The organism is Pseudomonas sp. TMW22080 (assembly GCF_022496745.1).
In the GTDB taxonomy this organism is placed as follows: domain Bacteria; phylum Pseudomonadota; class Gammaproteobacteria; order Pseudomonadales; family Pseudomonadaceae; genus Aquipseudomonas; species Aquipseudomonas bubulae.
In genome coordinates this window covers 52,197-77,378 of sequence record NZ_SCFF01000001.1, presented here as the reverse complement: position 1 = coordinate 77,378, position 25,182 = coordinate 52,197, and the positions used below count along the sequence as shown (strand labels likewise).

Annotated in this window: 18 protein-coding genes; 9 read left to right on the top strand and 9 right to left on the bottom strand. The window is 57.2% G+C overall.

What is annotated here, in order from left to right; all coding sequences use genetic code 11:
- Positions 1–177: 177 nt before the first annotated feature.
- On the bottom strand, positions 178–1,092 hold the full coding sequence (locus EQV96_RS00345) for a LysR family transcriptional regulator (RefSeq protein WP_095000043.1): 915 nt from the start codon (positions 1,090–1,092) through the stop codon (positions 178–180).
- A gap of 169 nt (positions 1,093–1,261) precedes the next feature.
- On the opposite strand from EQV96_RS00345, the gene EQV96_RS00340 reads away from it, so the two are divergent.
- The 3 genes from EQV96_RS00340 to EQV96_RS00330 are packed head-to-tail and all read left to right on the top strand — an operon-like array spanning position 1,262 to position 3,617.
- Positions 1,262–2,086 (top strand): dioxygenase, encoded by an 825-nt coding sequence (locus EQV96_RS00340; protein ID WP_240881004.1) that lies wholly within the window; start codon positions 1,262–1,264, stop codon positions 2,084–2,086.
- A 39-nt stretch (positions 2,087–2,125) separates the two neighbouring features.
- Entirely contained in the window at positions 2,126–2,575 is a 450-nt protein-coding gene (locus EQV96_RS00335) for a nuclear transport factor 2 family protein (RefSeq protein WP_095000041.1), read from the top strand.
- Positions 2,550–3,617, top strand: a complete 1,068-nt coding sequence (locus EQV96_RS00330; protein WP_240881003.1) for a maleylacetate reductase — start codon at positions 2,550–2,552, stop codon at positions 3,615–3,617. Before EQV96_RS00335 ends, EQV96_RS00330 begins: the two co-directional genes overlap by 26 nt.
- A gap of 24 nt (positions 3,618–3,641) precedes the next feature.
- Here the strand turns inward: EQV96_RS00330 and EQV96_RS00325 are convergent, their stop codons facing one another.
- Positions 3,642–4,304, bottom strand: coding sequence for a TetR/AcrR family transcriptional regulator (locus EQV96_RS00325; protein WP_218723421.1), 663 nt, complete (start codon positions 4,302–4,304; stop codon positions 3,642–3,644).
- 213 nt (positions 4,305–4,517) lie between these two features.
- On the opposite strand from EQV96_RS00325, the gene EQV96_RS00320 reads away from it, so the two are divergent.
- From EQV96_RS00320 to EQV96_RS00310, 3 genes are all read left to right on the top strand, one after another.
- Complete coding sequence (locus EQV96_RS00320) at positions 4,518–5,357, top strand: TauD/TfdA family dioxygenase (protein ID WP_095021135.1); 840 nt, start codon at positions 4,518–4,520, stop codon at positions 5,355–5,357.
- Between the two features lie 51 nt (positions 5,358–5,408).
- The gene (locus EQV96_RS00315; RefSeq protein ID WP_095021136.1) at positions 5,409–6,179 is read left to right on the top strand and encodes a class II aldolase/adducin family protein; all 771 of its coding nucleotides are present in this window, start codon (positions 5,409–5,411) and stop codon (positions 6,177–6,179) included.
- A gap of 130 nt (positions 6,180–6,309) precedes the next feature.
- Positions 6,310–7,413, top strand: coding sequence for an alkene reductase (locus EQV96_RS00310; RefSeq protein ID WP_240881000.1), 1,104 nt, complete (start codon positions 6,310–6,312; stop codon positions 7,411–7,413).
- Between the two features lie 48 nt (positions 7,414–7,461).
- Here EQV96_RS00310 and EQV96_RS00305 read toward each other — a convergent pair whose 3' ends face one another.
- The 3 genes from EQV96_RS00305 to EQV96_RS00295 form a co-directional block, all read right to left on the bottom strand.
- A complete protein-coding gene (locus EQV96_RS00305; protein ID WP_153326635.1) occupies positions 7,462–8,409 on the bottom strand; it encodes a LysR family transcriptional regulator in 948 nt (315 codons plus the stop codon).
- Between the two features lie 161 nt (positions 8,410–8,570).
- Entirely contained in the window at positions 8,571–9,014 is a 444-nt protein-coding gene (locus tag EQV96_RS00300) for a nuclear transport factor 2 family protein (RefSeq protein ID WP_153399575.1), read from the bottom strand.
- Positions 9,015–9,182: 168 nt separating this feature from the next.
- The gene (locus tag EQV96_RS00295; protein ID WP_095018463.1) at positions 9,183–10,076 is read right to left on the bottom strand and encodes a LysR substrate-binding domain-containing protein; all 894 of its coding nucleotides are present in this window, start codon (positions 10,074–10,076) and stop codon (positions 9,183–9,185) included.
- Positions 10,077–10,185: 109 nt separating this feature from the next.
- Between EQV96_RS00295 and EQV96_RS00290 the strand changes: the two genes are divergently transcribed.
- The 3 genes from EQV96_RS00290 to EQV96_RS00280 are packed head-to-tail and all read left to right on the top strand — an operon-like array spanning position 10,186 to position 12,509.
- The gene (locus EQV96_RS00290) at positions 10,186–10,845 is read left to right on the top strand and encodes an ankyrin repeat domain-containing protein (RefSeq protein ID WP_095000032.1); all 660 of its coding nucleotides are present in this window, start codon (positions 10,186–10,188) and stop codon (positions 10,843–10,845) included.
- A gap of 19 nt (positions 10,846–10,864) precedes the next feature.
- Positions 10,865–11,326 (top strand): nucleoside deaminase, encoded by a 462-nt coding sequence (locus tag EQV96_RS00285; protein ID WP_240880997.1) that lies wholly within the window; start codon positions 10,865–10,867, stop codon positions 11,324–11,326.
- Positions 11,313–12,509: a CynX/NimT family MFS transporter gene (locus tag EQV96_RS00280; RefSeq protein WP_095021141.1), complete on the top strand. Its 1,197-nt coding sequence runs from the start codon at positions 11,313–11,315 to the stop codon at positions 12,507–12,509. Before EQV96_RS00285 ends, EQV96_RS00280 begins: the two co-directional genes overlap by 14 nt.
- A gap of 26 nt (positions 12,510–12,535) precedes the next feature.
- Here EQV96_RS00280 and EQV96_RS00275 read toward each other — a convergent pair whose 3' ends face one another.
- The 4 genes from EQV96_RS00275 to EQV96_RS00260 form a co-directional block, all read right to left on the bottom strand.
- Entirely contained in the window at positions 12,536–12,604 is a 69-nt protein-coding gene (locus tag EQV96_RS00275; protein ID WP_130871783.1) for a hypothetical protein, read from the bottom strand.
- Between the two features lie 507 nt (positions 12,605–13,111).
- Entirely contained in the window at positions 13,112–13,582 is a 471-nt protein-coding gene (locus EQV96_RS00270) for a hypothetical protein (protein WP_095021142.1), read from the bottom strand.
- Positions 13,583–14,475: 893 nt separating this feature from the next.
- A complete protein-coding gene (locus tag EQV96_RS00265) occupies positions 14,476–14,835 on the bottom strand; it encodes a hypothetical protein (protein WP_095018459.1) in 360 nt (119 codons plus the stop codon).
- Positions 14,836–14,838: 3 nt separating this feature from the next.
- Positions 14,839–25,011 carry a hemagglutinin repeat-containing protein gene (locus EQV96_RS00260; RefSeq protein ID WP_240880995.1) on the bottom strand — a complete coding sequence of 3,391 codons (10,173 nt, stop codon included), beginning with the start codon at positions 25,009–25,011 and terminating at the stop codon, positions 14,839–14,841.
- Positions 25,012–25,182 lie beyond the last annotated feature (171 nt).

Below are 25,182 nucleotides of genomic sequence, written 5' to 3'. Positions count from 1 at the left end.
GGAAAACAAATGTCTGTTCGGCAAATGTGTTTTCCGCTAGGTGGAAAACAGCAAACTGCAATACCAAGCGTTACCTGATCTGCAGCCACATCCCCATTTCATCCACGCGCGGGCGCACAGCCACCTGCGGTGGCCGTGTGTAACGTGAGAAATTAGCTGGAGGGAAGAAAAACTGCGTTAACGCGTCCAGTAACGCTCATGTTCGTGTTTGTTGAAGTCAGCCAACAGAAACTCAATAAACACGCGCAACTTGGCAGGCATATAACGGCGGCTTTGAAAGGCCATATTGATGGTCAGCCTTGGCAAATCCCAATCGTCCAGTATGGGAATCAATCTCCCGGCGACCAGATCGGCATTAATGATGTATTTGGGCTGTACCAGAATGCCGCCACCCGCCAGAGCGGCAGCACGAACAATCTGCCCGTCATTGGTTTCCAGAATCGGCTCGGCCTTGAAAGCCACCTCCTCCCGGCCCTTGCTGAAACGCATGACCCGGGGCTGGTTGGCATGGCTGTAAATCAGCAGATCATGACCCGCAAGCTCTTCAATGGTCCGGGGCGTGCCCATGCGCTGCAGGTAACCGGGCGACGCGGCTAGCACGCGGCGTGTCTCGGCCAGGCGGCGGATGGTGATATTGGAGTCCGGCTCGAATTCCTTGGTTCGAATCGCCAGATCGATCTCACTGTCGATAATGTCGAAATAGCGGTTTTCCCCGAGCACCTTCAGCGTGATGTGCGGGTACAACTTGCGAAAAGCCGGAATCAACGGTGCGATATGCAACATGCAGAACGAAATCGATGCTGTAACCGTTAGCGTGCCCATCGGCTGCACCAAGGATTCGCTGAGCGAGGCCTCGGCTTCCTTCAATTCGCCCAGCAGGCTTTTACAACTGGCGTAGAACTGATGTCCAAGATTGGTCAGGGCTAGGCGTCGGGTATTGCGGTCGATCAAGCGCACATTGAGCCGTTGTTCCAGTGCCACCAGATGTCGGCTGGCGGCTGCATTGGACAAGCCCAGAATCTCTGCGGCTTTGGTCAAAGTACCCACTTCTGCGGTTAATACAAAAAGTTCCAGCTCAGTCAGTCGATCCAAGGCGTACTCCCTTTTTATTTTTTCATATATGAAATAAAGAATTCCAAATACGGCCTTTTATTACATTCCTTGGAACTATAACGTGCGGCGCTATGGCCTGAGAAGCCAGTCCGCCGCCATGACAAAAATGGTCAGGCGCTGACAGGCAGGAAATTGTCTGGGAGTCGAAATGCGCAATTTGGACGAAATGACCATCACCCAGGCGGTGCTGGCCAACAACAGCAGAATCGGTGATGACCGTTTATGCGAAATCATGACCAGCCTGGTGCAAAACCTGCACGCCTTTGCCCGAGATATAAAGCTGACGGAAACAGAGTGGCAATGGGGCATTGATTTTTTGGGCCGGATGGGTGAAGCCAACACAACCGGCCACCCACAATTTGCACTGCTATCACATGTACTGGGGATATCTACCCTGGTACTTGCGCAAAACAACAGAAAGCCTGCCGGCTGTACCGAAACGGCGGCGTTCAATACTGTGTCTGAACAACCGCCTTTGTTACTCGATCTTGGCGCGGACCTCAGCACGAATCCGCTTGCCCCCAAAGGCTATGTGCAGGGTTCTGTTCTGGATACCGCAGGCAGCCCAGTTCCACATGCGTCGCTGGAAATCAATCCGGGCTCTGACGAAGCCCCGGGCCGGGTTCTGCTGCAAGCCGATGAGCAAGGTCGCTATCACTTTTGCACGACGCTGCCAGACCACCAGTGCATCCGTGAGGACAGCCCGGTGGGTCAGATACTAGGCGCCCTGAACCGCCCTGCCTGGCGCCCGGCACAACTTGAGTTCACTGTTCGCGCCGCCGGTTATCAACGCCTGACAACCCGGGTTTTCCGTCAGAGCGACCCCTATCTGGAAGCTGATCCGCTTTTCGCTGTGCGCTCAGCGCTAGTCGCGCAATGGCAATGGCATGCCGCCGGGACAACCCCTGTGGGCACGCTCAGCAGCGATCCGTTTTACACCCTGGCGTTCGATTTCGTTCTGGCGAAAAACTGAGCCCTGCAACTGCGTTGTCATTTACCGTTTGAGGTCAGCATGCACTGCGATTCAGTCATTACCGCTTTGATCCGTTCACTGGAAAGCCAGCGCTATCAGGCGATGCTACAGGGAGACCTTGTCACCTTCCAGCGCCTGGCTCACCCCGCTCTGGTCTATGTGCACTCCAATGGTGTGAAAGACGATCTCACCGCCTATTTGAACAAATGCCGCAACGGGCTTTACCTCTACCAGCGCATTGACCACAGCGTGCACGAAGTGCGCGTGTGCGGCGATATCACCTTGGTATTTGGGCAAATGTCTGCCGATATTGTGTCCCACGGCGTGGCCAAAAATCTGAATAACCTGACGCTCAGCGTCTGGCTCAAGTCGCAAGGCCAATGGCAGTTGACTGCTTATCATCCCACGCCTGTCATTGCGCGCCCAGTCACCCCCCCTGCTTTCACTCAAGGAGACCTGCCCCATGTCAACGCTCCCATTTATCTATAACGGCCAACCGTCACGCGTCATATTCGGCAAGGGTTCACTTCAACAACTGGAGGCGGAAATTGATCTACTGGGCGCCAGGCAGGCGCTGATCCTCTGTACCCCGGAGCAACGCGCCCAGGCAGAACGGGTTGCGGATCTGCTCGGTAGCAGGGCCGCAGCCATCTTCGACAAGGCGGTGATGCATGTTCCTGTCGAAACCGCCCGTGAAGCCCGCGAAGTGGCACGCAGGCTGGGCGCAGACTGCGCCGTGGCCATCGGCGGCGGCTCTACTACTGGTCTGGGCAAGGCTATTGCACTGGACTCCGGCCTGCCGATTCTGGCCATTCCGACCACCTATGCCGGTTCCGAAATGACCCCTGTGTTCGGCCTCACCGAAAACGGTCTCAAGCGCACCGGCAAAGACCCGCGAGTGCTGCCGAAAACCGTGATCTACGACCCCGAACTGACGGTCAGTCTGCCCGTCGAGATGTCGATCACCAGCGGCATGAATGCCATCGCCCACGCAGCGGAGGGCCTCTACGCCCAGGATGGCAACCCGGTAATGTCATTAATGGCCGAAGAAGGCATCCGCGCCCTGGCCGCAGGTATGAAGAACATTCATCATAACCCGGCCGACCTGGATGCACGGGGTGACTGTCTGTATGGCGCCTGGCTGTGTGGCACGGTACTGGGCAACGTCGGCATGGCACTGCATCACAAGTTGTGCCACACCCTGGGTGGCAGCTTCAACCTGCCTCACGCCCAGACCCACACCATCGTGCTCCCCCATGCCATTGCCTACAACCAGTCGGCGGCACCCGGCTTGTCACGCATTTGCCGGGCCCTGGGTGTCGACCATTGCAGCCCGGCGGCGGCGCTGTTCGACCTTTCCAGCTCACTGGGTGCGCCGACCCGCCTCAAGGACCTGGGCCTGAGCGAAGCCGATCTGGATCGTGCCACCGATATCGCCCTCTCCAACCCTTACTGGAACCCTCGCCCGATCGAAGCTGCGGCCATTCGCCAACTGCTACAGGACGCCTACGAGGGGGTTCGACCACAGTAACCGTCCCGGGGAGCGACCGCCAGATCACTCCCGCGTGCAAGGCCGCAGGCACCCCATGGCCATGGCCACCAGGCTGTCGAGCAGCGCCCTGGATTCAAGCTGGTCTGGCATGTCTTCCAGTACCGAGCGGATAACACTGCGCAGCCCCTGCCCGAGCAGGTAAGCGGCCATGGCCGGGTGTTGCGTGGATATTTCATCCTCATACAACTGCAGCAGCGGCAACCAGGTCGCTTCGATAAATTCCCCGGTGGTGGTATATGGCCCGCGCCACATGCCCAGGTGCAAGGCCGAGTGATAGCGCAAATGAAACACCTTGTTCAGCCTGAACAAGCGTGTTTCGACGCGAATGATGTTGGCCAGAATTTGTTCCAGCGCCGACTTCAGGGGCACGCCAATCAACTTTTCCCGCACCTTCAGCAACTGCTCGGACTCTTCGTCGAGCACACGCTCGTACAGCAAAGCCACGATGGCGTCCTTGCTGGGAAAATACTGGTAGATCGAGCCGACCGCGACACCAGATACCTCGGCGATGCGGGCGATCGTCAGCGCCGCCTCTCCTGCTTCATCCAGAATCTGCAGGCAGGCTTGCTCAACAGCATCGACCAGTGCCCGTGAGCGGGATTGCACCGGCCGCTTGCGCAGCGCAGGCATCAGACCCTTTGTATTGTCATCGGCTGGCTTGCTCATGGGAACCCGAGCGGAGTATTTACTGCTGTTCTTAATTTCAGATATTTTCCTTTTATATCAGTAGGTTAAATACGCAATCAGATGCCCGCAGAATGCGAATATCTCAACCCTGATGACGTCAGTATGATCTTTGGAGACGCTCGGACATCGTCCAAACGTGTAGTGATACGCCCTCTATAAGATCGGATATTTCAGCCTGCCGGGAGATTGCCCATGCCTTCACCACTCACCCTCCAGCCCCTTGGCCCACACCTGGGCGCCGAAGTGCTTGACCTGGATCCTGCCACTGTTTTTCAGCCGCAAACCCTGGCGGCACTGGAAGCCGCGCTGGTCAAACATGAAGCCCTGGTACTGCACGCCCCATGGCTACAGCCAGAACAACACCTGGCCATTGCACGATATTTCGGCGAGCCCGAAGTTCACACGTTCTATCCCAACCTGGGCGCAGGCTTTGAACAGATCACCGTGATCGACTCCAGGCTGGGTGACCGGGCGGATATGTGGCACCACGACGAGAGCTTCCTGCCCGACCCGCCGATTGTCACCATGACCCACGCCCAGATCCTTCCCCCCTGTGGCGGCGATACGTGCTGGATCAGCATGACCACGGCCTATGACAGCCTGTCCGGGCGTATGCAGCACTACCTCGACGGGCTCAGCGCCTGGCACGACATGAACGGGCCCATGACGGCAGCGCTGCGCCAGAGCGTCGTCAGCCATGAGCGCTATGCCGAGGTCGTGCAGATGAACCGCCGCCACCTGCACCCGCTGGTGATCCAGCACCCGGTGTCCGGTCGCAAAGCCCTGTATCTGAGCCCGACCTACACCACCCATATCGAAGGTATGGCCCCCTCTGAAAGCGACGCGATCCTGGACTATCTCCACGCGCACTGCCAGCACGTGCAATTCGGGTTTCGCCATCGCTGGCGTGTCGGTGACATGGTGCTCTGGGACAACCGAAGCGTGTTGCACAACGCCATTCTGGACTACCAACCCCATCAACGGCGCATGCAGCGCACCTCGGTATTCGCCCGCGAACCCTTGCAGGCGTGAGTTCTGAAGGAACATTCACGGATCACAACCGCTGCAGAGGAGCACACCAGAATGATGAACGATGAACTTAATCACGACCTCCTGGCCCGCTACATTCCCAGGCCAGGCCGGTATGCACTGTTGCCCGAACTGACTGCGCACCAACGCGTGGCGCTGCTGTGCCGGGTGCTGTATCGAGAGGGTTATAACGACCATATTGCCGGTCATGTCACCGTCAAGCAGGACGATGGCACCTATTTGGCCAACCCCTGGGAGCTCACCTGGGGCGAAGTAACCGCCTCGGACATCCTGCGCCTCGACCAGACCGGCAAGGTCATCGAAGGCGAATGGAACATCACCCCGGCGATCAACCTGCATATGGATTTACATGCCGCGCGCCATGATGTTGAGGTGGTCATCCATAACCACCCGCGCTGGGCAGGCGTCTGGTCAGCCGCGGGGCGCATCCCGCCGGTTTACGACCAGACCTCCGCCCTGGTTGATAGCGACCCGGTGCTCTACGACGAATATCGCGGTACCGTCGAGGACACCGTCCTCGGCCGCGCCGTAGTGACGGCACTGGGAGCCCAGAAATGGGCCATGCTCGCCAACCACGGTGTGCTAGTGGTCGCCAATGGCATTCGCCAGGCCCATTTGCGCGCGATCACACTGGAGTGGCGCAGCCGCCTGGCCTGGCATGTCGAGGCACTCGGTGGCGGCGCGCCGCTCCCTGCCCATGTCGCCCTCGCCACTGGAGAGCGCACCGATGCCAACGGTTTCCCGTTTCTGTGGGAAGCCATGGCACGGGAAGAAATCCGCCGCGACCCGACTGTTCTGGAGTAATTAACCCCGCAAATTATGGAATTCAACTCCGCAATGTTTGGAATCCAGGGCCGATTATCCGGGATCAATATCACCGTATATTGACCCGGACTGGCGCCACGCAGCGCCCCACACCGGAGGTCCCTGCCCTATGAGTATTCTGTTTTCTCCATACACCTTGTCGGGAATGGAACTGAACAATCGTGTCGTGATGGCGCCCATGACCCGTGCCCGCGCCTTGAACGATATTCCTGACGAGTTGACGGTGCTGTACTACCGCCAGCGTGCAAGCGCCGGCCTGATCATCAGCGAAGGTGTGCCGGTTTCCATCCAGGGCCGCGGCTATCTGTTCAACCCCGGCCTTTATAATCAGGAACAAGTGGAAGGCTGGAAGCACGTCACCCGGGCCGGGCATGAGGACGGCGGCAAGATCTTCGCCCAGCTCTGGCATGTCGGCCGGGTATCCCACACCACGCTGCAACCGGACGGCGGTGCGCCGGTGTCATCCAGCAACAAGGTGGCGGCCAACTCAATGACCTATGCCTATGACGAGCACGGTCAACCGGGCCCGATCCAGGCCAGCCAGCCGCGCGCGCTGTCGACCGAAGAAGTCGGAGCGATCAAAAATGACTTTGTTCAGGCTGCCCGCCGGGCTGTCGAGGCGGGGTTTGACGGGGTCGAAATTCATGGCGCCAACGGCTACCTGTTCGAGCAGTTTATCAATCCGTGTGTAAACGATCGTACCGACCGTTATGGCGGCTCAATCGAAAACCGCATTCGCCTGCTGCTGGAAACCATTGATGCGGTTGCCGACGCCATTGGGCGTGGCAAGGTTGGCGTGCGTATCTCGCCGTTTGGCCGCCTGTTCGACATGGCGCCGTTTGATGACGAAGCCCAGACCTGGGTCGCGGTGGCTCACGCCATTCATCAACGCGACATTGCCTACGTGCACTTGAGCGATCAATTAACCATTGGCGCCGAGCGCATGCCCGAAGGCTTTGCGCAGACTTTTCGCGAGTCGTATCAAGGCACACTGATTGCCGCTGGCGGCTTTGATCGCGAGTCGGCGCAAGCCGCACTGGAATCAGGCGCCCTGGACCTGGTCGCGTTTGGGCGGCCTTTTATTGCCAACCCGGATCTGGTGGAGCGGATGAAAAATAACTGGCCGATTGCAACCCCGGACCGCGCCACGTTCTACGGCAACAGCGGCGAAAAAGGCTATGTCGATTACCCCTTCCACTCGCCGAACCTGTAACGGTATTCAGCTGCAGCGCTTCACGTCATGGAGCTTGAGGCGCTGCATTCATGAACCCTGGGGGTTGGGCACGCCCTGATCCGGGCGAAAAATCCCGGCATCGCGTCGGGCCAGTGCCAGCAGTTCATCGACGACCATTCTGATCTTGGGCTGTATGTAGCGCGTGCGTGGCCAGATCACGTGAATAGGCATCTCGGCACCGGCATATTGCTCAAGTACGGGCACCAGCAACCCCTGCTGGATAGGCGTCTGCACCAGCCAGGTGGGCAGTTGGGCCAGGCCGCCCCCGGCCAGTGTCATGTCCAGCAACATTTCACCGTCTCCCATCTCATGCTTGACCCGCACGTCGTGCTCGTTGGTCTGCCCCTTTTCATCCACCAGCATCCAGCTTTTGCGAGTGCCGTTGCGCCAGCCGACAATGCAGTCATGCTGCAGGAGATCAGCCGGTGCCTGGGGCGTGCCATGCCTGTGCAGGTATTCGCGGGTTGCGCAAATCAACAGGCTCTGGCTGCCCAGCCTGCGGGCCACTATTTCAGCGTCATCCTTCAATGAACCGATTCGGACCACAAGATCGATGCCCTCATTGACGATATCCACCAGCCGCTCACTGAAGCTGATGGAGAGATCGAGCTGCTGGTATCGCACCGCCATATCGATCAAGGTCGGCAAAATATGTCGGCGACCAAAGGCCGCCGGCAGATCGATCCGCAACCGACCGACAGGTTCCTGTTGGCCGGTGGTCAAAAAGCCCTGGGTCTCGGCCAGTTCATCCATTACCCGCAGGCAGCTGGCCAGATAGGCCTCACCCTCGCTGGTGAGGTTCAGGCGCCGGGTGGTGCGATGCAAAAGCTTAACGCCAAGGCGCGCCTCCAGGCGAGTCACGCTCTTGCCAACGGCGGAACTGGTCACGCCAAGCTCCAGGGCTGCCGCTGTAAAGCTCAGTGACTGGGCCGCAGACACAAACTCACGAATACCGTCAAATGGGTTGCCCGTCATTGTGGCGTCCAAGGCTAAAGTTTAAGGATCTGCAGCTGCACAATAGCAAAGCCATGCAGTAATAGAGGGGTAAAACCCCGAGGCTTACCTTCTGCGCAAACAAAAATGCGCCCTGGATAAAGGCGCATCGTTCATGCTCAATCCTCGGAGCCGGCCCTGGATCAGGCTGCACGCTCAGGCCAGACCACTTCAAGGCGGGTATGGGTGATGCGCCACTCGCCATCGATACGCTGGTACGTGTCGGCGTACAGCCCGAGCAACAGTAGCGGGTTCGGATCGGGCTTGGATGCGGTCTCGAAATCAATCAGGTAGCAACGCCCTTGCGCGGTATCGGGCCCGGTCAACTTGATCCAGTGGTTGGCGATCGCATGCAGAAACGGATAACTGCCCTGGTGGTCGCGATCGAAGAGTTTGAAGGCATCATTGAGGCCACTGCGGATGGCATCTATACCCGTCATTTTGCCGACCGTAACCTCCACCACCGCATCTGCCGAGAACACTTCGTCAAGGGCGTCGATAGTGTTGCTGTCCAGGTGATGTGCATAGAGGGTTCTGAGATTGCGAATCTCTTCGCGATCAAGCAACGCTTTGAGTTTGGTATCCATAACCTGTGACCTCTGTAGTAACTGGCTTGCCTGTGAAGGCGCTGGGCTGCTCAGGACAATCAGCTCCTGACCTGTAAAACCTCTACTTTAGTCATGTTCCAGCACAAGATAATCACCCACAAATTCCAAACATTCTGGAATCACAGGATCAAATTGTTTCACTCTCACTCAACTGGCCGCGTTTTGAAGGGCTCGTTCACCAGCCTGCTCATCGTTAGCAAGCGTCTGGCACAGATCCAGCAGCTGGCATTGCAGCAATTTGCCCGCATGGCTCAGAGCGTTTTGCCCATACAACGCCAGAAATACCCCCTGGATATCCGGCAGGCCGCTGCCGGCATCAATCACCCTGTGTTCCGGGCTGATCACCCGCAACGGCAACAAGCTGATACCCAGGCCCGCCGCCACGGCGGCACAGACACTGGCCAGACTTGCGCTGGAGTAGTTGATGCGCCAGCGCCATCCCCCCACTTCAAGGTGATGGAGCATTTCATTGCGGTACAAACCGCCCACCGGAAACGCCACCAGCGGCAAGGGCTCGCGCCCCAGTGCGGGCGCTGAACGGCTGTCGACCCAACACATGGGTTCGGGCCAGCAAGCCAGGCAATCATCGCCCTGCCCCATCTGCTTGACCAATAACAGGTCGAATTCATTCTGGCGATAAAGCCGCATCAGTTCAGGCCCCAACCCGCTGGTGACTTCCAGGCGCACTCCCGGGTGCTCCAGGCCGAACCGCGAAAGGATCGGCATCAAGCGCTCGGCAGCAAAGTCTTCAGGCACGCCGAGGCGCAACACCCCCTCACTGGCCTGGTTGAACAGCACATCGCGGGCTTCCTGATCAAGCGCCAGAATGCGCCGCGCATAGGCCAGCAGGCGCTCACCTTCAGGGGTGGCAATCACCCGGCGCTGTTCGCGGTCGAGCAGCTTGCAGCCAAGGCTGTCCTCCAGACGGCGGATCTGCTGGCTGACCGTCGACTGGGTGAGATGCAGACGCTGCGCCGCCCGGGTGAAATTGGCGCAGTCCACCACCGCGACAAAACTGCGTAACAGTATGGGATCAAGCATCCGCCTCACCATTCACATTGCCACTTAAAGGCATGGCTATATTTAATTTCAGAATACCTGCTGCGCTGACCATACTGGCTTTTCACGGGATGTAAAAGAGGGCTCAACCATGGGCAGCCTGACACGCAAATGCGGCCTGCTGACGGTCGCGCTGTTGATAATGGGAGCGGTGATGGCAAGCGACAAGACACTCCTCAATGCCGTCAGCGACGGCGAACTGGACAGGGTCCAGCAACTGATCAGTGAAGGCACGGACCTCAACGTACAGGCGCTGGATGGCAGCAGCGCGCTGCTGCTGGCAACCCGATCGAACCAGATCGAAATCGCCCGGGCCTTGATCCAGGCCGGGGCCGACGTCAACCAGAAGAACCTGATGCGTGACAGCCCCTATCTGTTGGCAGGCGCCAGTGGGCGTAACGAAATCCTGCAAATGACCCTGGCTCACGGTGCCGATCTGCAGAGTACCAACCGCTATGGCGGCACCGCCCTGATCCCGGCATGCGAGCGCGGACATGTTGAAACGGTACGCCTGCTGATCGCAGCAGGGGTTGATCTGAACCATGTCAATCGCCTGGGCTGGACCTGCCTGATGGAAGCCATCGTGCTCTCCGACGGCGGCCCGGCGCATCAGCAGATCATCACCCAGCTGATCAATGCCGGTGCCGACCTGAACCTGCCGGACAGCGACGGCCACACCCCCCTGCAACAAGCGCAGCAGCGCGGCCAGGGCGTGACCGCACAATTGCTGCGTGATGCCGGCGCGCACTGAATCACACCCTGGAGTTGTTATGCATAGCGATGAGTTTTACCTGCAACGCGCCGTGGCCCTGGCCGCCAGCAACGTTGCCGGCGGTGGCCGGCCTTTTGCTGCGCTACTGGTCAAAGACGACCAGGTGATCGTTGAGGCCGTCAACACCCTCCATATCAGCCAGGATCCGACTGCGCACGCAGAACTCTTGGCCATACGGGCTGCCAGCCAGCAACTGGGCCCGCGCCTGGAGGGTTGCGTGATCTATGCCAGTGGCCAGCCTTGCCCCATGTGCCTGAGTGCCATGCAACTGTGTGGCGTAACCCGAGTGGTGTATGCCGCCAGCAACCAGCAAGGGGAACCCTTCGGGCTGTCTACGGCAGCGATTTATCAGCAACTGGCGCTGCCGTTGAGCGAACAGAAACTGGCGATACAACACATACCCCAACCGGCCATGGTCGAGATCTACAGTGACTGGAAAGCCTGCCATGAGCCTGGATAAACACCCTGCGCGGGTGTTCGCCAATTGGGCATTGCTGGTGGTGCTGGGGCTTAACCTGCGTCCGCTGCTCAGCTCCATCAGCCCGCTGTTGCTTGAGATACGTCATGACACGGGCATGAGTTTCCAGAGCAGTGCCTGGCTGACCAGCCTGCCAGTGATCTGCATGGGTCTGGTGGCCTTGCTCGGCGTACGCCTGCAGGCAGGCCTGGGTGAGCGCCGTGGCGTGGCCCTGGGCTTGTCGATGATCCTGGGCGCCTGCCTGTGGCGCTTGTCTGCCGATCGGGCAGAAACCCTGATGGCCACGGCCTTGTTGGGCGGTGCCGGGGTTGCGCTGATCCAGGTGCTGGTTCCGGCGCTGATCAAGCGCCAGTTTGCGCAGCGGGTTGCGCTGGCTTTAGGGGTGTACTCCGCCTCCCTTATGGCCGGCGGCGGCCTGGCTGCACTCGTCAGCCCGCTGGTGGCCGGCCATTTTGGCCATTGGCAGGCCGGACTGGGGATTTGGCTTGCGCCTGCTCTGGTCGCACTGGTGCTGTGGGGCTTATTGCCCTTTGCCAGCGCTGCCCGAACGGCGGGCGAGCCAGCCATGCGCCCGTGGCGCAACCGGCGCGCGTGGTTACTGGCGCTGTACTTCGGCCTCGTCAACTGTGGCTATATGAGCATGGTGGCGTGGTTGCCCGCCTACTATTTGCAGATGGGCTGGAGTGCAGCACAAAGCGGCTCGCTTCTGGCGTTCATGACCATTTTTCAGGTACTGGCTGCGCTGGTGATGCCTGCGCTGGCCCACCGCAGCACGGACAGGCGCCCGCTCTTGGCGGTCAGCCTGGGAGCGCAGGCACTGGGCTATAGCGGACTGGTCATGTGGCCGCTGGAATCGCCGTATGTGTGGGTGGCCTTGATTGGTTTTGGCCTGGGTGCCTGTTTCGCCCTGAGCCTGATCCTGACCCTGGACCATTGCCGCAAACCCAGCGAAGCCGCTCAGCTTGCAGGGTTCGTGCAAGGCGCGGGATTTCTTGTCAATGCGGTATCGCCATGGCTGACGGGTTGGCTTCGCGAACTCACGGGGAGTTTTGTTACTGCCTGGTGGGTTCTGGTTGTGGCGGTTGTTGCAATGCTGCTACTGACGCGGATTTTCAGCCCGCAGAGTAATATACGCTGTGGCGGAATCATTCAAGCAGCTGCCTGAAATGCAATCAAAACGAGGGTCTGTCGTCACAATAGTTTTTGCTGGATTTCAATTACAGACTGGATAGCATTTTCCGTCCATCCTCGTTTACCCATTTGACCGGCAATTTTTTGACTCGATTGCTATAGATATTCCTTTTGCACCCTCTTAACTATAACTATTTTAAGTTTTTCAACTGCCTGATTCAACAGAAACATAAATTCTTCAAGCTCAAAACTCCAAGTCCCGTCTTTAGCAGACGGTTATATTTCTATCTCAACTGATCTTCCAGGCTCGTGGGATACTTCAGCTAGTTTATCAGCGTCCATCCAGATTTCGAATACTAAATTTTCTCGATCTGGAGGGCTGCTCATCAAAGAGGATAGATGTGTCATGGCTTCGGTGGTTCCAGCAGACCAATAAATCCCCCACTAGCATCGTAGCGAAGCCCCCTTCCGTCGGGAGCAACTACATCTATAGCTTTCCCAAACCTCCCGGAGTCTTTGTAGGTTACGGTCGACGCGGGATTACTCAGAATATCATCAGCTATTTTTTGACCTTGAGCATTGATTTCGGAAGGACTGCCTTTGACGCTAGCAAGGATACATGCCTCTTTGCCCCCATCAACTCACAGAGATAAGGCTCAGCCCCTCACTGATCACTATTTCCTCTGGGATCTCATCATAGATAAAAAGCTCATCTCCTAAGTTTAAAATGGATAGGCAAAAACCGTTATCAAACGAAAGAGCAACGCCCACCACTATGTCTTCTGCTAAGGACTGCACAAGTGATGCTGACACCAACCTCCTTCCTACAACATCGGAGAAATAAAGCTCACCAGAGATACAAAAAATATCTTGCCTACCGTATTCACCTAAATCGCAGTTTGAAATCGGACTCAAAGAAAAACAGAGAGACGCACCATCAGGCCCTCCATAGAGCTTCCCAAATTCAGACTGTTCGAATAGAAGGCCAACCTCTTGAGGGGCAGAATCCCTCTCGAAACAGAAAACATGGAATAGAGCATTTACTGACAGTAATTTCTTCCCGAGCACTGTTAACATCCAGGTAATCATAAGCTCAGGAGAGTTCATTACCTGACGCCCTCCTTCAATGCACTCTGTACAGATGGATTCAGAGCTACCCCATCCTTCAGTATAGTAACGAACGTTCCATCAGGCTTGGTAACAACCACATCATTACCCTTAACTCTGAAAAACACATCACCTCGTGCGCCATTTACACCTTGCCCAGCAAAAGTCCCGGGGATTACCTTTTCAGGATTACCTCCAACGTCATAAATTTTATCGAGTACCATTTTACGATCTCTTGGGCTAGCCGCGTTGCCGCCAAAATCCTCAACGTGCTTACCGAGTTTTGCACCAACTAAACTATTAGTTTATGCAGTGAAATTTTACTATCTGAAAATTTAACCACACCTTTTGTAACTGACAGACACTCATCAGACTCAGTCACGCTAAGACCGCAGCCTCCGAAACCCAAATAAACGCCAACACGGACTTCGCCTACATCACTTATCCTATACTCATATACCGGCAATAATTTCAACCCCGGGTATTTATCGACCCCACTTAGTGACTTGATTGGATACGCAAACTCATCATTTATCTCAGACAGCTTCAGCAATTCCAGATCTGAATCCAGCTTTAAAAAACTTTGACACTCCCTCGCTAACTGTTAATGAGACCCAGCCTGAATCACACAACTTAAAAAATATCAAGAACTCACAAAACAGATCACCAACCATAAAAAATGAGCGGACTCTGACATCGCGCAACACCTCATTGATCAGCACCGTCTTTATGCCCTCCACACCAAGCATGCTTTGTTAGCGCTCTAGCAGCTTTAGTCAAGCCTTCTTTGTTGATAGGTTCACCCGTCGTAGCGATCAGTACGTTACTAGTGCGTCCACCGAAATTCTGGAGAGCAATTGCCGATCCTTTTGCACCAAAAAAATCTTATAGCATTAAGTATTACCTAAATAAACGGCCCCGTCCGAGAACTCCATCAGCCAAGGCTCAGTTGATAACGAACAAAATGCATTCAAGATGCGGCCATCAGACAATTTGAAAAATGGATCGATTGGCTGAGAATCAATAAGCCAACCCACCTCAATAATAGACAAACCTAAAAGATCAGAAACATGGTCAAGGGCGTCGTCATCCCAACAACCGAAAAGCAGTTCCCGCCCCTTAGAAACGCGCCACGCGCTCTCAGTCCGAAAGCTCCAGTCCGCCGAAAAAAGCATCAAAGTATCGCCATCCCAAAATACTCTTTCAATTTTAATAGGCAACACAAGAGCCACGGCTTGCAACAATTCACTCATCTTTTAGTCCACTTGCTCAATATGCGTACGCTTTCTAATCCACTGCTTCCGCTCAGCCTTCGATAAACCTTGCGGGGGCTGCGGCGGATTTCCAGTAGTAGGGTCAACAGGTCCGCCATTAGCGTTCTCGAATGACGCGCGCCGAGGACTCCGACCATCCGCCTGCATCACCCGAACTCGCGAACCATCAGGCAAGATGTATTGAGTTCCGACCACATTTCCGCTGGTCGGAGAAACTACTGGTTTTGTTGGGTACCCTGCTGTTTCAAAATTAGCAATCATCTTAGACTGACTTTTAGGAAGATTCACTCCAGAGATATGACTAATTGACCCCACATTTGCTTTTGCACCAACACCCGCAGCAGCCTTACCAGCCGCCAATTTGGCAAGAACCGCCTCAACAACAACCTTGGCGCCCTTACCTGCCGGCATCAACAGCATAGCAGCATCAAGCTCGGGCGCTATGGTTGTAATCCCTTTGCCTGCCAAATCTGACAAACGCTGGGTAGCCGATTTTATACCTGACTCAGTACTGGACAACGCACCCATTTCTTTCGAATGCGCGCTGGTTTGCTCCTGGCCGTATTGCCGCCATTGCTCATACACCACGCCTTGACCATGCAAGACTGACGCATTGAACAGCGTTGAGTCATTGAACTGTTTTTCGGTTGCTCTGAACGCGAAGGCTTTCTCGCCATTGGCAACAATTTGGCTTCCATCGCCCCACTTCAGAGGGATTTTCTGTGCCGCCAGTTGCCCAATAATCCCTTTGGCAATATTCAGGTCATCGATAAAATTTCGGGACTGCGGATCATTGCCTGTGGATTGCGCAACCAAACCGCTCAAACGGGCTTCATCAGCAGCATCCAGGGCGCCACCCGCAGCAATCATCAACAAATCCAGCCAAAGGGCACTGGATCTTGGCGCTCCCAGGGTTTTGTAAAGCTCTTCGGCCTTTTTCTCCAGAACCGGAATTTCTTGTTGCTTATGCAGCTGCCTATTGAAGGCTTCCACACCAAACCCTGCCCCACCTGCCACCACAGCCTCGCCGGGCCCACTTCCAGCCCCCGCAGAGGCTCCAACGCCTGTCGCAATCAATGCAGCTATAGCATCTTGTTCCTGACGAGACAGCCCACTGTCTTTCAGCGCCTGACCCACCGATGGCATCAACGCCGCAGAGGCTCCAGCTCCCAGAGCACCCGCCTGCGCATTGCCGCTGGACAAACCTATTGCCGCACCCGCCAACGCATGCAGCAAGACACGAGCTGCACCGCCTTCATCCCAGGCTGCCTTTACTGCACTGTCCGTAGATTTATCTCTTTGCGCGGTAGCGAAATCACCGATTTTTTTAAAAATCTCACTGGATGATACGTTCGCAACAACACCCACAGCCGTACTGCCCGTTGCCCCTCCCAGGCCCGCCGCGATCAGGCCCGATGCAATATTGGCCATCAGCCGTTTATCGCCCCCGACCTGCCAGCTCCTGGCGTCATCCAGCGCAAGCGCAGCCGCTTGTTGTTGCTCTGGGGTAGTTGCCTCATTGGCCTGTTTGGTTGCCGCATCAGCCTTGGCTTTGGCCACGCTATTAATTACGCTGCTGGACAGCTGCGCCGAGCTTTGAATCAGGTCGATGCGTGCTTGCATGGCCTTTTCATCAGGCCGATCCAGATGCTGATTGGCGTTCACGGTGTCGCGGTTCAACTCCACCAGGTCATTGCCGCCATCGGGGTTGCGCACGGTGATGGTGCCTTCACTGATGGCGCTTTGGGTTTTACTCTTCTCAGAGTCCTTGAGAAACACCGGCAGCGTGCCGCCAGCGACCGAGCGGGCATCCACCCCGCCCCCTGCCAAGGCCCCGGAATAGCTCAAACTCCCGGCCTGACTTGTTATGGCGCTTTTATTTTTGATGTCACTGACCAACAGGCGATCAGTGCTGAGATGGTTTTTGTCAGCCGGCGCATCGCTGGCAATCACGGCGCCTAGAAGCGCGGTGGTTTTTCCGACGTTGATTTCGTAACCACCTGTGCCCGCAGACAGGCCCGTCTGATCGGTCACAGCCTGATAATCGCTGTTCATTTTGCTGCCAGCGATATTGGCCGAAGCGGATACCGGAGCGCCCACACAAAACGGGGGCACACAAATGCTCCCGCCCACGCCACCGCTGGTTTGCCTGTTCTTCTGGCGGGCTTCACCCTGACGTGAAGCCATGCTCAGAATGCCACTGATATCAGCCTTGATGGCATCCGCCCGCATTTGAGCACCGGCCAACGCAGTGTCCTGGCCGCTTTTGAGCACCAGCAGTCCAGTGTCTAACGTGCTGTTGACCTGGCTGACTTCCCGCCCTTTACCCATGCCCTTGGCCAGTTGTGCGCCAACGTCGAGGGTGAAACCCGTTTGTTCACCCACATTGAAGCTGACACCCATACTGGTTTTGTCGTTTTTACTTTGGTTGTCCCAGCTTTTCCGGTCTTGGGCGCTTTCCAGGGTGATGTCATGCTCTGCCCGCAACAGGGTGTCTCTAGCCTTGAGGCTGCTGCCAATGACATGAATATCGCCCTGGGTGTCGGGGGCATTGCCTGTTGCCACAATGGCCAGACTGCCGCCACTGTTGAGGGTGGATTGCCTGGCTGTTTCAGCGTTGTACTCACTGCTGCTTTTCTTGTTAGTGGAGCCCAGTTCGGTACCGATTTTTATCAGCGCGCCACCGCTATTGGCAGGCTTACCTTCTGACACATTCGCGGCACTGGCATCCATATTGCCTGCGGCGTTGTAAGCAGACAGCAACGCCTGCGCGCCCTTGACTGCCTTGAGACGGCTGTCGTCAGCCTGCTGCGAAGCCCGCACGTCGTTACGAATGCTGGTTACCGTATCGACCACCATGCCACCCACAACCCGCCCCACGCCCATACTCCTGGAGCTGTCTCGAGTGGTCTGGTGCGCGGTTTCAGTACCCGCGGCGATGGTGACATTGGAACCGCTCAGGCCCATGTCCTGGGTACTGACCAATTCACTGGATATCACCTTCAACTCACGACCCGCAGTCAGGGTCACGTCACCGACGCTGGAGCCCAGGGTGCTGCCCTGCAAGGTGCTCTCCTGTGCAGTGCCGTTGTGCTTTTGGCCACTGTTGGAGAGATGCAGGTTGCCGCTAATATCGTCCAACCCAAGGTTGTTCCCGGTCAGCACACCTGTGAGGTCGCGCTTTTTCTCCTTGCGCATCTCAGTTCGCGAAAACGTGTTGATTGCCGCATCAACAGTCAGGTCACGCCCGGCTTGAACAGTAAGGTCATCGGTGCTGACCAGCGCCGAACCCGTGACTTTTACGTCTCGCCTGGCAGCCACATTGACCGTGTCACCCGAGACAATGCTTCCTACAGCTGTCGTGCTGGCTTCACTGACCTGACGCTTGGCCTTGCTCGAGTTCAGGCCACCCCAACTGCTTTTACTTTGACTGTTCTCGTGGCGCACACTGCTGGAATCACTGGCGGCGAGGATCTGAATATTGTTGCCCGCAAGCAGCTTGGCAGCACCTTGCTTTGCATTGACCGCACTGACTTGCAAGAGCAGGTCATCACCCGCCACCAAGGTGCTGTTACCCCCCGAGGTGACCAGACTGCCAACGTTAGTGAGGGTGTCGGTTTCGTTCAGGCGGAAGGATTTTCCGGACGAGCTTTTTTTGCTCTTGCTATAGAAGCTGTAATCCAGTTCCTCTGCGGACTTGAGCTCAAGGCTTGCGCCAGCCACCAGGTATGCTTCACCGCCCGCCTCCACCCGACTGCCAATTACCGCCATATCCTGCCCGGCACTCAGCGTCACATCGCCACCGGCCTTGACCACGCTCGAGACCTGGCTGACGCGATCGTCCCGGGTTTTGACTTTTTTGGTGTTGAGCGCGCTGTGCTGCTCGTTTGCAGCCGAGGCCAGGGTCAGGTCGCCCGATGCGGCCATGGCCAGGTCGCGGGTGGCTGCAATCTGGCTGGCGATAGCGCTGATATCCCGCGCGGCAACAATCTGGAAGTCGCGACCCGCTTCAATGACAGAGCCATATTGGGTGACGCTCTCGCCACGCGACAGTGTGCCGGCAACCTGGCTGTTGCGTTGTTCTGTGGCAATAAGGTTGACGTCACGACCTGCCTTGATGGTGGTGTCTGCGCCGCTTTTGATTACGCTACCAACACTGTGGACGTCGCGGCCCGCGTGCAGAGACAGGTTGTTCGCCGCTTCAATGCGAGCGGCGCTGTCCATGAAGTCGGTGCGTTCGCTGCGATAGCCGTTGCTGCTGTTATGACGGATAACGGTGCGCTCATTGAGTAGATCACCCTTGCTGGCCGTTAGGCTGATATCGCGCCCGGCAAGGATGCCGCCCGCCTTGTTGCTCAGGTTATTGCCCGTCAGCAGGTCGAGGCGGTTGCCGGCGTCGATCAGGCCGCTGTTGATCAGGTGGTTACCTGCGTTGGCTGACAGGTTTTCTGTGGCCCGCAAGGTGCCGACGTTTTTGAGGTCTTGACCTGTGATCAGGTTGACGTTGTTTCCGGCAATCAATGCGCCATTAGGGGCCAGGCGTTTGTTCGCCTGGGCCATGTACAACACCGGAACCAGCACTTGCTGGTTGTTGATCGTGGTGTTTTCCAACCAGACGATATCGTGGGTCAGGGCCACGATCTGTTCGCTTGTCAGGGTGATACCCACCGAGAGGTTGAGCGCCTGCTTGCTGGCGACAGCATTGTCCATCAGGTATTTAAACGTCGCCGCATCGCTGGTTTGGCCGTCGATAAAACGCTGGCCAGTACGGGCGGTGAGGGCTTGCTGAATCAGGCGCTGTTCATAAAAGCCGTCACCCAGGCGCTTCTGGCTTTGGTCCGGCTCGTAACCCAACTTCGCCAGCAGGTAGTCCGAGCCCATAAATTGTTTGAGGTGGGTCAGAGCCGGGTTGGTTTCGATCAGGTATTTGTGCGGGCTGGTTACAACGTTTGTGTCAGGCAAGCCCTGAACACGGTTGATGGTCAGGCCGTCAATCGCTGTTGCAGAACCTGCTGCACCTGAGAGGTCGACCGGTAGGGAGGGAGAGTGAACGGCCGACACAGTGCTGCTGCCCTGCCCGCTCAGGCGAAACAGGCCGTTCTGGCCCTCAGGCAAGCTGAAGCCGGGCAGCTCTACCGGGTTCACTTGTTGCTGGGCCACATCCGCTGGCAATTGGGCGTTGATGTGGATCGGTGTGGAGTAGCCACTTCCCGCGCCCGTGTCGGTTGGCGTACGGCCGGCAGCGACATAACCGTAGTACGGCCGGATCACGCTGTTGTTAAGGCTTTGCCCGGCACTGAGGTTGACGTCGCCCCCGGCTTGGATCACAGCGTCATGGGCCTGCCCGTCGATGTTTTGGGTGCGGGTGGTGTGCGATAGCTTGCCACCGCCCAGCAGGCCAATAAAGTAACTCAGGTCAGACTCAACGGTGGCCGAGGGTGTGGGGCTGTTTTTGGCATTGAAATTGGCAGCCGCCGGGATGGCCGCAAAAATCTGTGTGACATAGTTCCAGTACGTGCGGGTGGTGGTGATCTCCTGCGCTTGCACGCCCAGGTTGTTAAGGGTCTCTGCGGTGGCCGTCACGTTGCCTGTGGCGGCAATGGTGCTGCTGTGGTTATTGAGCGTCCCGGCGTGGATCTGGAGGTCCGCGCCACTGCCCAAGAGCGAAGCCGCTGTGCTTCGGGTAACGTTCAGGCGATCGATTTCATCGATTTGCCACAGGCCGTTTCGCCGCCCTTTACGACGAAAGTCACACCCGGCACCAGGTATCAAGTTGCAATCGAGCTCAGTGATGGTCACCGAGCTTTTTTCCTGGGCCGTGTATTCCAGCACATCCCGCACGTTATTCACGGTCATGGCGCGGATGCTCAGGTTCTGCGCGCTTTCAACCGTGCCGGAGCGGTTGTCCAGCAAATCGGCCTGGTTGTGATCTGTATCTTTGGCGATCAGCACATCGCCCAGGCCATAGACCGTCGCATAGGCATTGGTGAAGGTGGTGGACAGCAGCTGCATGTCACCGCCGCTGAAAATCAGACCATCGCGATTGAGTGCTGTGTCGGCAGTGAGCACAAGGTTCGCGCCAGCCCCCAGTGTGCCGGTGTTGGACACCTCATTGGCAATGAGGTTGAGGTCGGTCGCAGACGTCATCCGCCCGGCGTTGTTCAACTGTCCTGCCACTGTGACCCGGGTGCCGTCACCACCGGCCAGGGTGGCGGTTTCGCTGAAGTGCAGTTGCGCGGCGCGCAGATCCAGGGATCCGAGGCTGCTCAGCCGACCACTGGCCGAATAAGTACCCTCCAGGTTGATACTCAGAGTGCCGTCACTGGCGAGCAAACCGTTGTTGGACCAGTTCCCGCCTGCGCCAACAAAACTGTTGGATGCCAGTAACTGGCCGCCCGCAACTTGATTGAGGCTGTTGACGTTGACTGTCAGGCGCGCGGCCTGAATCACGCTGCTGTTGGTCCAGCTGTCCTGGTTGAGGGTCAGGCCACCTCGACTCACCAGACTGCCGCCAACGTTGTCGAGGATCGACGGATCAATGGCGAAAGTGCCGCTGCCGGAATGCAGTACCTTGCCACCCGCGTTCTGGAAGCTGCCCGCGAGTAACGTCAACTCAGTATTGGCGCTTTCCAGGGTGCCGTTGCGGTTGTCCAGCAGCCCGCCAATCTGGAACAAGGTATCGCCGCTGGTACCCAGCGTACGCAACTGCCCCGTCCGGTTATCCACGCTGGCGGCGCTGACACTCAGGGTTCCTGTGCTTTCGATAAGGCCTTTATGGTTATTCAGGGCGTCACTCAGATCGAGGCTGACGTGCTCTGCTGCCACACGCCCACCTGTTTCGCCGCTGTTGTCGAAGGCGTAGCCGGTTATTGTCAGCAGACGCTTGACGTAGAGATTGCCGTCGCGATTGTCAAAAGCGTCGGTGGTCACGAGGGCATCGCCCACTTGCGCTGAGATTTTCCCGCCGACGTTATCGATACTGCCCGCGATCAGATTCAGACGCAGGCCCTGGATGATCCCTGCCACACCGTTGCGCAGTACACCGACTACGCGAGCATTGAGGGCTTGCTTGAGGCTGCCAAGCTCACCACCACGGTTATCCAGGTTGGCGGCCTTGATCGCCAAATCACCGTTTTGGGCAATCAGTTTGCCACCCTGATTGTCGATATTTTCAGTAATGTCCAGTTCTAAGCCGGTCTTGCCTTGCACCTTGCCCTTGGCGTTGTCCAGGCGGCTAGCGGTAAGTTTGAGCTCGCCGTCCTGGCTGTAGATCAGGCCGTCATTGCTGTTTTGCACCAGGCCACTGACGCTAATGTCCAACTTGCCATCTGCCGCGACTGTGCCGCGATTGCGGTTGTCCAGGCCAGCGGTCATCAAGCTCAGCACGCTTCTGCTGACCAGCTCACCGCCCTGGTTGTCGATCTGCGCCGCCCGCTGGATCAATAGCGGGCCACCGCTGGACAGCTTGCCGCGGGTGTTGGTCAAGGTGCCAGGCAGGTCGAGGGTTGTGGCGGCGGCACCTTTGATACTGCCAGCACTGTTGTCGAGATCACGTGCACTCAGATACAGAGCCGCACCACTGTCAATCACCCCGCCCTCGGCGTTGTTCAGCCAACCACTGATATCAAGGGTTTGGGCGCCAGCACTGGTTATATTGCCCTGACCGCTGTTGTCCAGGTTGGCCGCTGTGACGGTCAGGTTTTTTTGGCTGACCAGAATACCTGTACCGCTATTGAGAAGGCTGGAGCTGAGATGGGCATCAAGGTTGCCGTAAAGGCTGGACAGTTTGCCGCTGTTGCGATTGTCGAGCGTTGTACCGGTGGCATTCAAGCCCTGCCAGCCGGAGATCAGCCCGCCCTGATTGAGCAGGTTGTCACCATTGATGACCAACAGGTTGTTGCTGATCAGCTTGCCGCCCGTATTATCAAGGTTGCGGACACTCAGGCTAAGGGTTTGCGTAGTGGAAATCTCGCCGCCACGGTTGTTCAGGTCACGCAGGTGCTTGAGGGTCAAAGGGCCTGCTGTGGTGATCAGGCCGCCCATATTGTTGAGATCGCCTGTGGCAGTACCCAAGTCGAGCGTGATGGCCTTGCCCTGCAGCGAACCCTTTTCGTTGTTCAACCCACCACTGCTGATAGCAAGTTGGCCTGCGCTGGAAATGCTGCCCAGGTGGTTGGACAACTCAGTCGCAGAGAGGCTTAACCCGCCGTCACTGCTGATCAGGCCCAAGGTGTTTGCCACGCCGGCACTAAGCTCAAGACGGCTGTGTTTTTCGCTGGTAAGCCTACCGCCCGTGTTGTCCAGGCGAAAACCCGTCAACGACAAACCAGCCTGGCTCGACACTTCGCCTTCACGGTTATCGATATCGGCCACATCAAGCGTCAGCCCTTGAGCGCCGCCGACCAGGCCTTTATGACGGTTGTCCAGGATATTACTGCTCAGTTGGACGGCACCTTGGCCGATCAGTTGACCTTGCTGGTTGTTTAGATCCTGCACTTGAACCTTGAGGTTCTGCTTGCCGGAAATCCGGCCGCTGCTGTTATCGAGGCGGGTTGCAGTTACGCTTGCGTTGCCGTCGGCTATCACTACGCCACTGTAGTTATGCAATGTGCCATCAACGGCCAGGCGCATCTCACCCTGACTGCTGAGCATGCCAGTGCGGTTGTCCAGGCTGCCGATCCGGGCGTCGATGCTGCTGGCTGAAACCAGACCTTGGCTGTTAAGAAACCGATCAGTTTTGAGGTCGAGACTGGCGCTACTCAGAATCCGCCCTTTGTTCTGGTTATCCAGAGTGTCTGCACGGATGCTGGCGGCCTGTTTGGCGCTCAGCGTGCCACCCTGATTGCTCAGGATTTGGGCGCTAGCTGTCAGGTGACGACTGGCAATGATGCTGGCGTTTGTGTTCGCAAGCGTTTTTGCGTCGATGTACACATCGCCATGACTGTTGCGGGAATGGTCGGCATTGACCCCGGCCTCGATAATGCCGCGATTGGTCAACTGCGCGCCGCTGGAGAGCTTGATGCTGTCACGTGCGATAAGGTTTTTACGGCTGCTCAGGTCGCCTTGAGCCTGCATATCCAGTGTGCTGCCAGCATAGATCGCCTCTTGGGCATCGAGACTTCCAGCCTTGCCTGTGATCGCACTGCTGGCCGTGACTTGAGCCATACGCAAATGCCCATTGGCATCGAGCTGTATATCCCCGCCACTGGCCGCCAGCGTGCCATCCAGCTTGACCCCGACACCGGCCTCGGTACCCACCAGCCTGATGGCGCCCGCATACATTCCGCCCAAGGCGCTGGAGTCAATTGCCAACTGCGGCTTGGCGCTGCCGTCATCCGCGCGCGCAGTGGCGTGCAGGGTCCGGGCATTGACGTCGTTGCGACCGGCAATCACCGTCAAGTGACGCGCATTGATCTGGGCGTTGATCTTCGCCGAGCGGGTGATGATGTCGAAGCGATCGATATTACTGGCGTTCAAACCCTGACCGTCAATGGTCACCGTACCGCCATCAACCTGATAACGATCCAGACGACCATTATCAAACAGGGGTTTGCCCGTGCTAAGCGTGACACTGGGAGTATTGATAAAACCGCAGCCATTACAGGTAATACCGTAGGGGTTGGCCACGATCACCTTGGCCGACTGCCCCGCCACTTCGGTATAACCGCGCAACTGGCTGGGACTGCCGCCGTTGACTTCGTTGAGGATGATATGGGCGGCGTTGCCCTGCAGGTTCGGGTTGCCTAGGATGATGCCGCCCAGTTGGGTCGACTGGGTACGGTCAATGCCGTTGTTGAGGATCAGGCCATTGGCACCGACGTTGTAGTCATTGAACTGGTTATGCGACAGACCGCTGCCATTGGGTGCAGCAATATTGACGATCGGAACGCCATTACCCGCCGCTCCCAGGCTGGTGCCTGGCCCGCTGACAACGATGCCTTCGGCCTGCACCAGCAGTGGTTGCCAGAACAGCGCATTGGCCAAAATAAAGGCCAGGCCACGTTTAGGCATGCCCAGGAAAGATTCCCGGGCATGGAGTGCTGCTGAAGACTGGCGGGCCAAGAAGGCTGAATGCCGATCATCCCTGTCGGTTTCTGGGGATAACAAACCCAGCTTGGCCAGGCTGCCCGGTACAACCGGAATTAATGACCTCATCCCGAGATAACATCCAAACATGCTTACTCCATCCGTGATTCGCCAAACTTGATGAGTGAGGCAAAGTCTTTTCAACGAGACAATTCGCAGGCAAAAGCCTTGGCGCGTCTCCGGGTGGGGTAAGTCTTGGATATGTTTGAATGAAAAGAGTTAGGACGCTTCCGATATCAA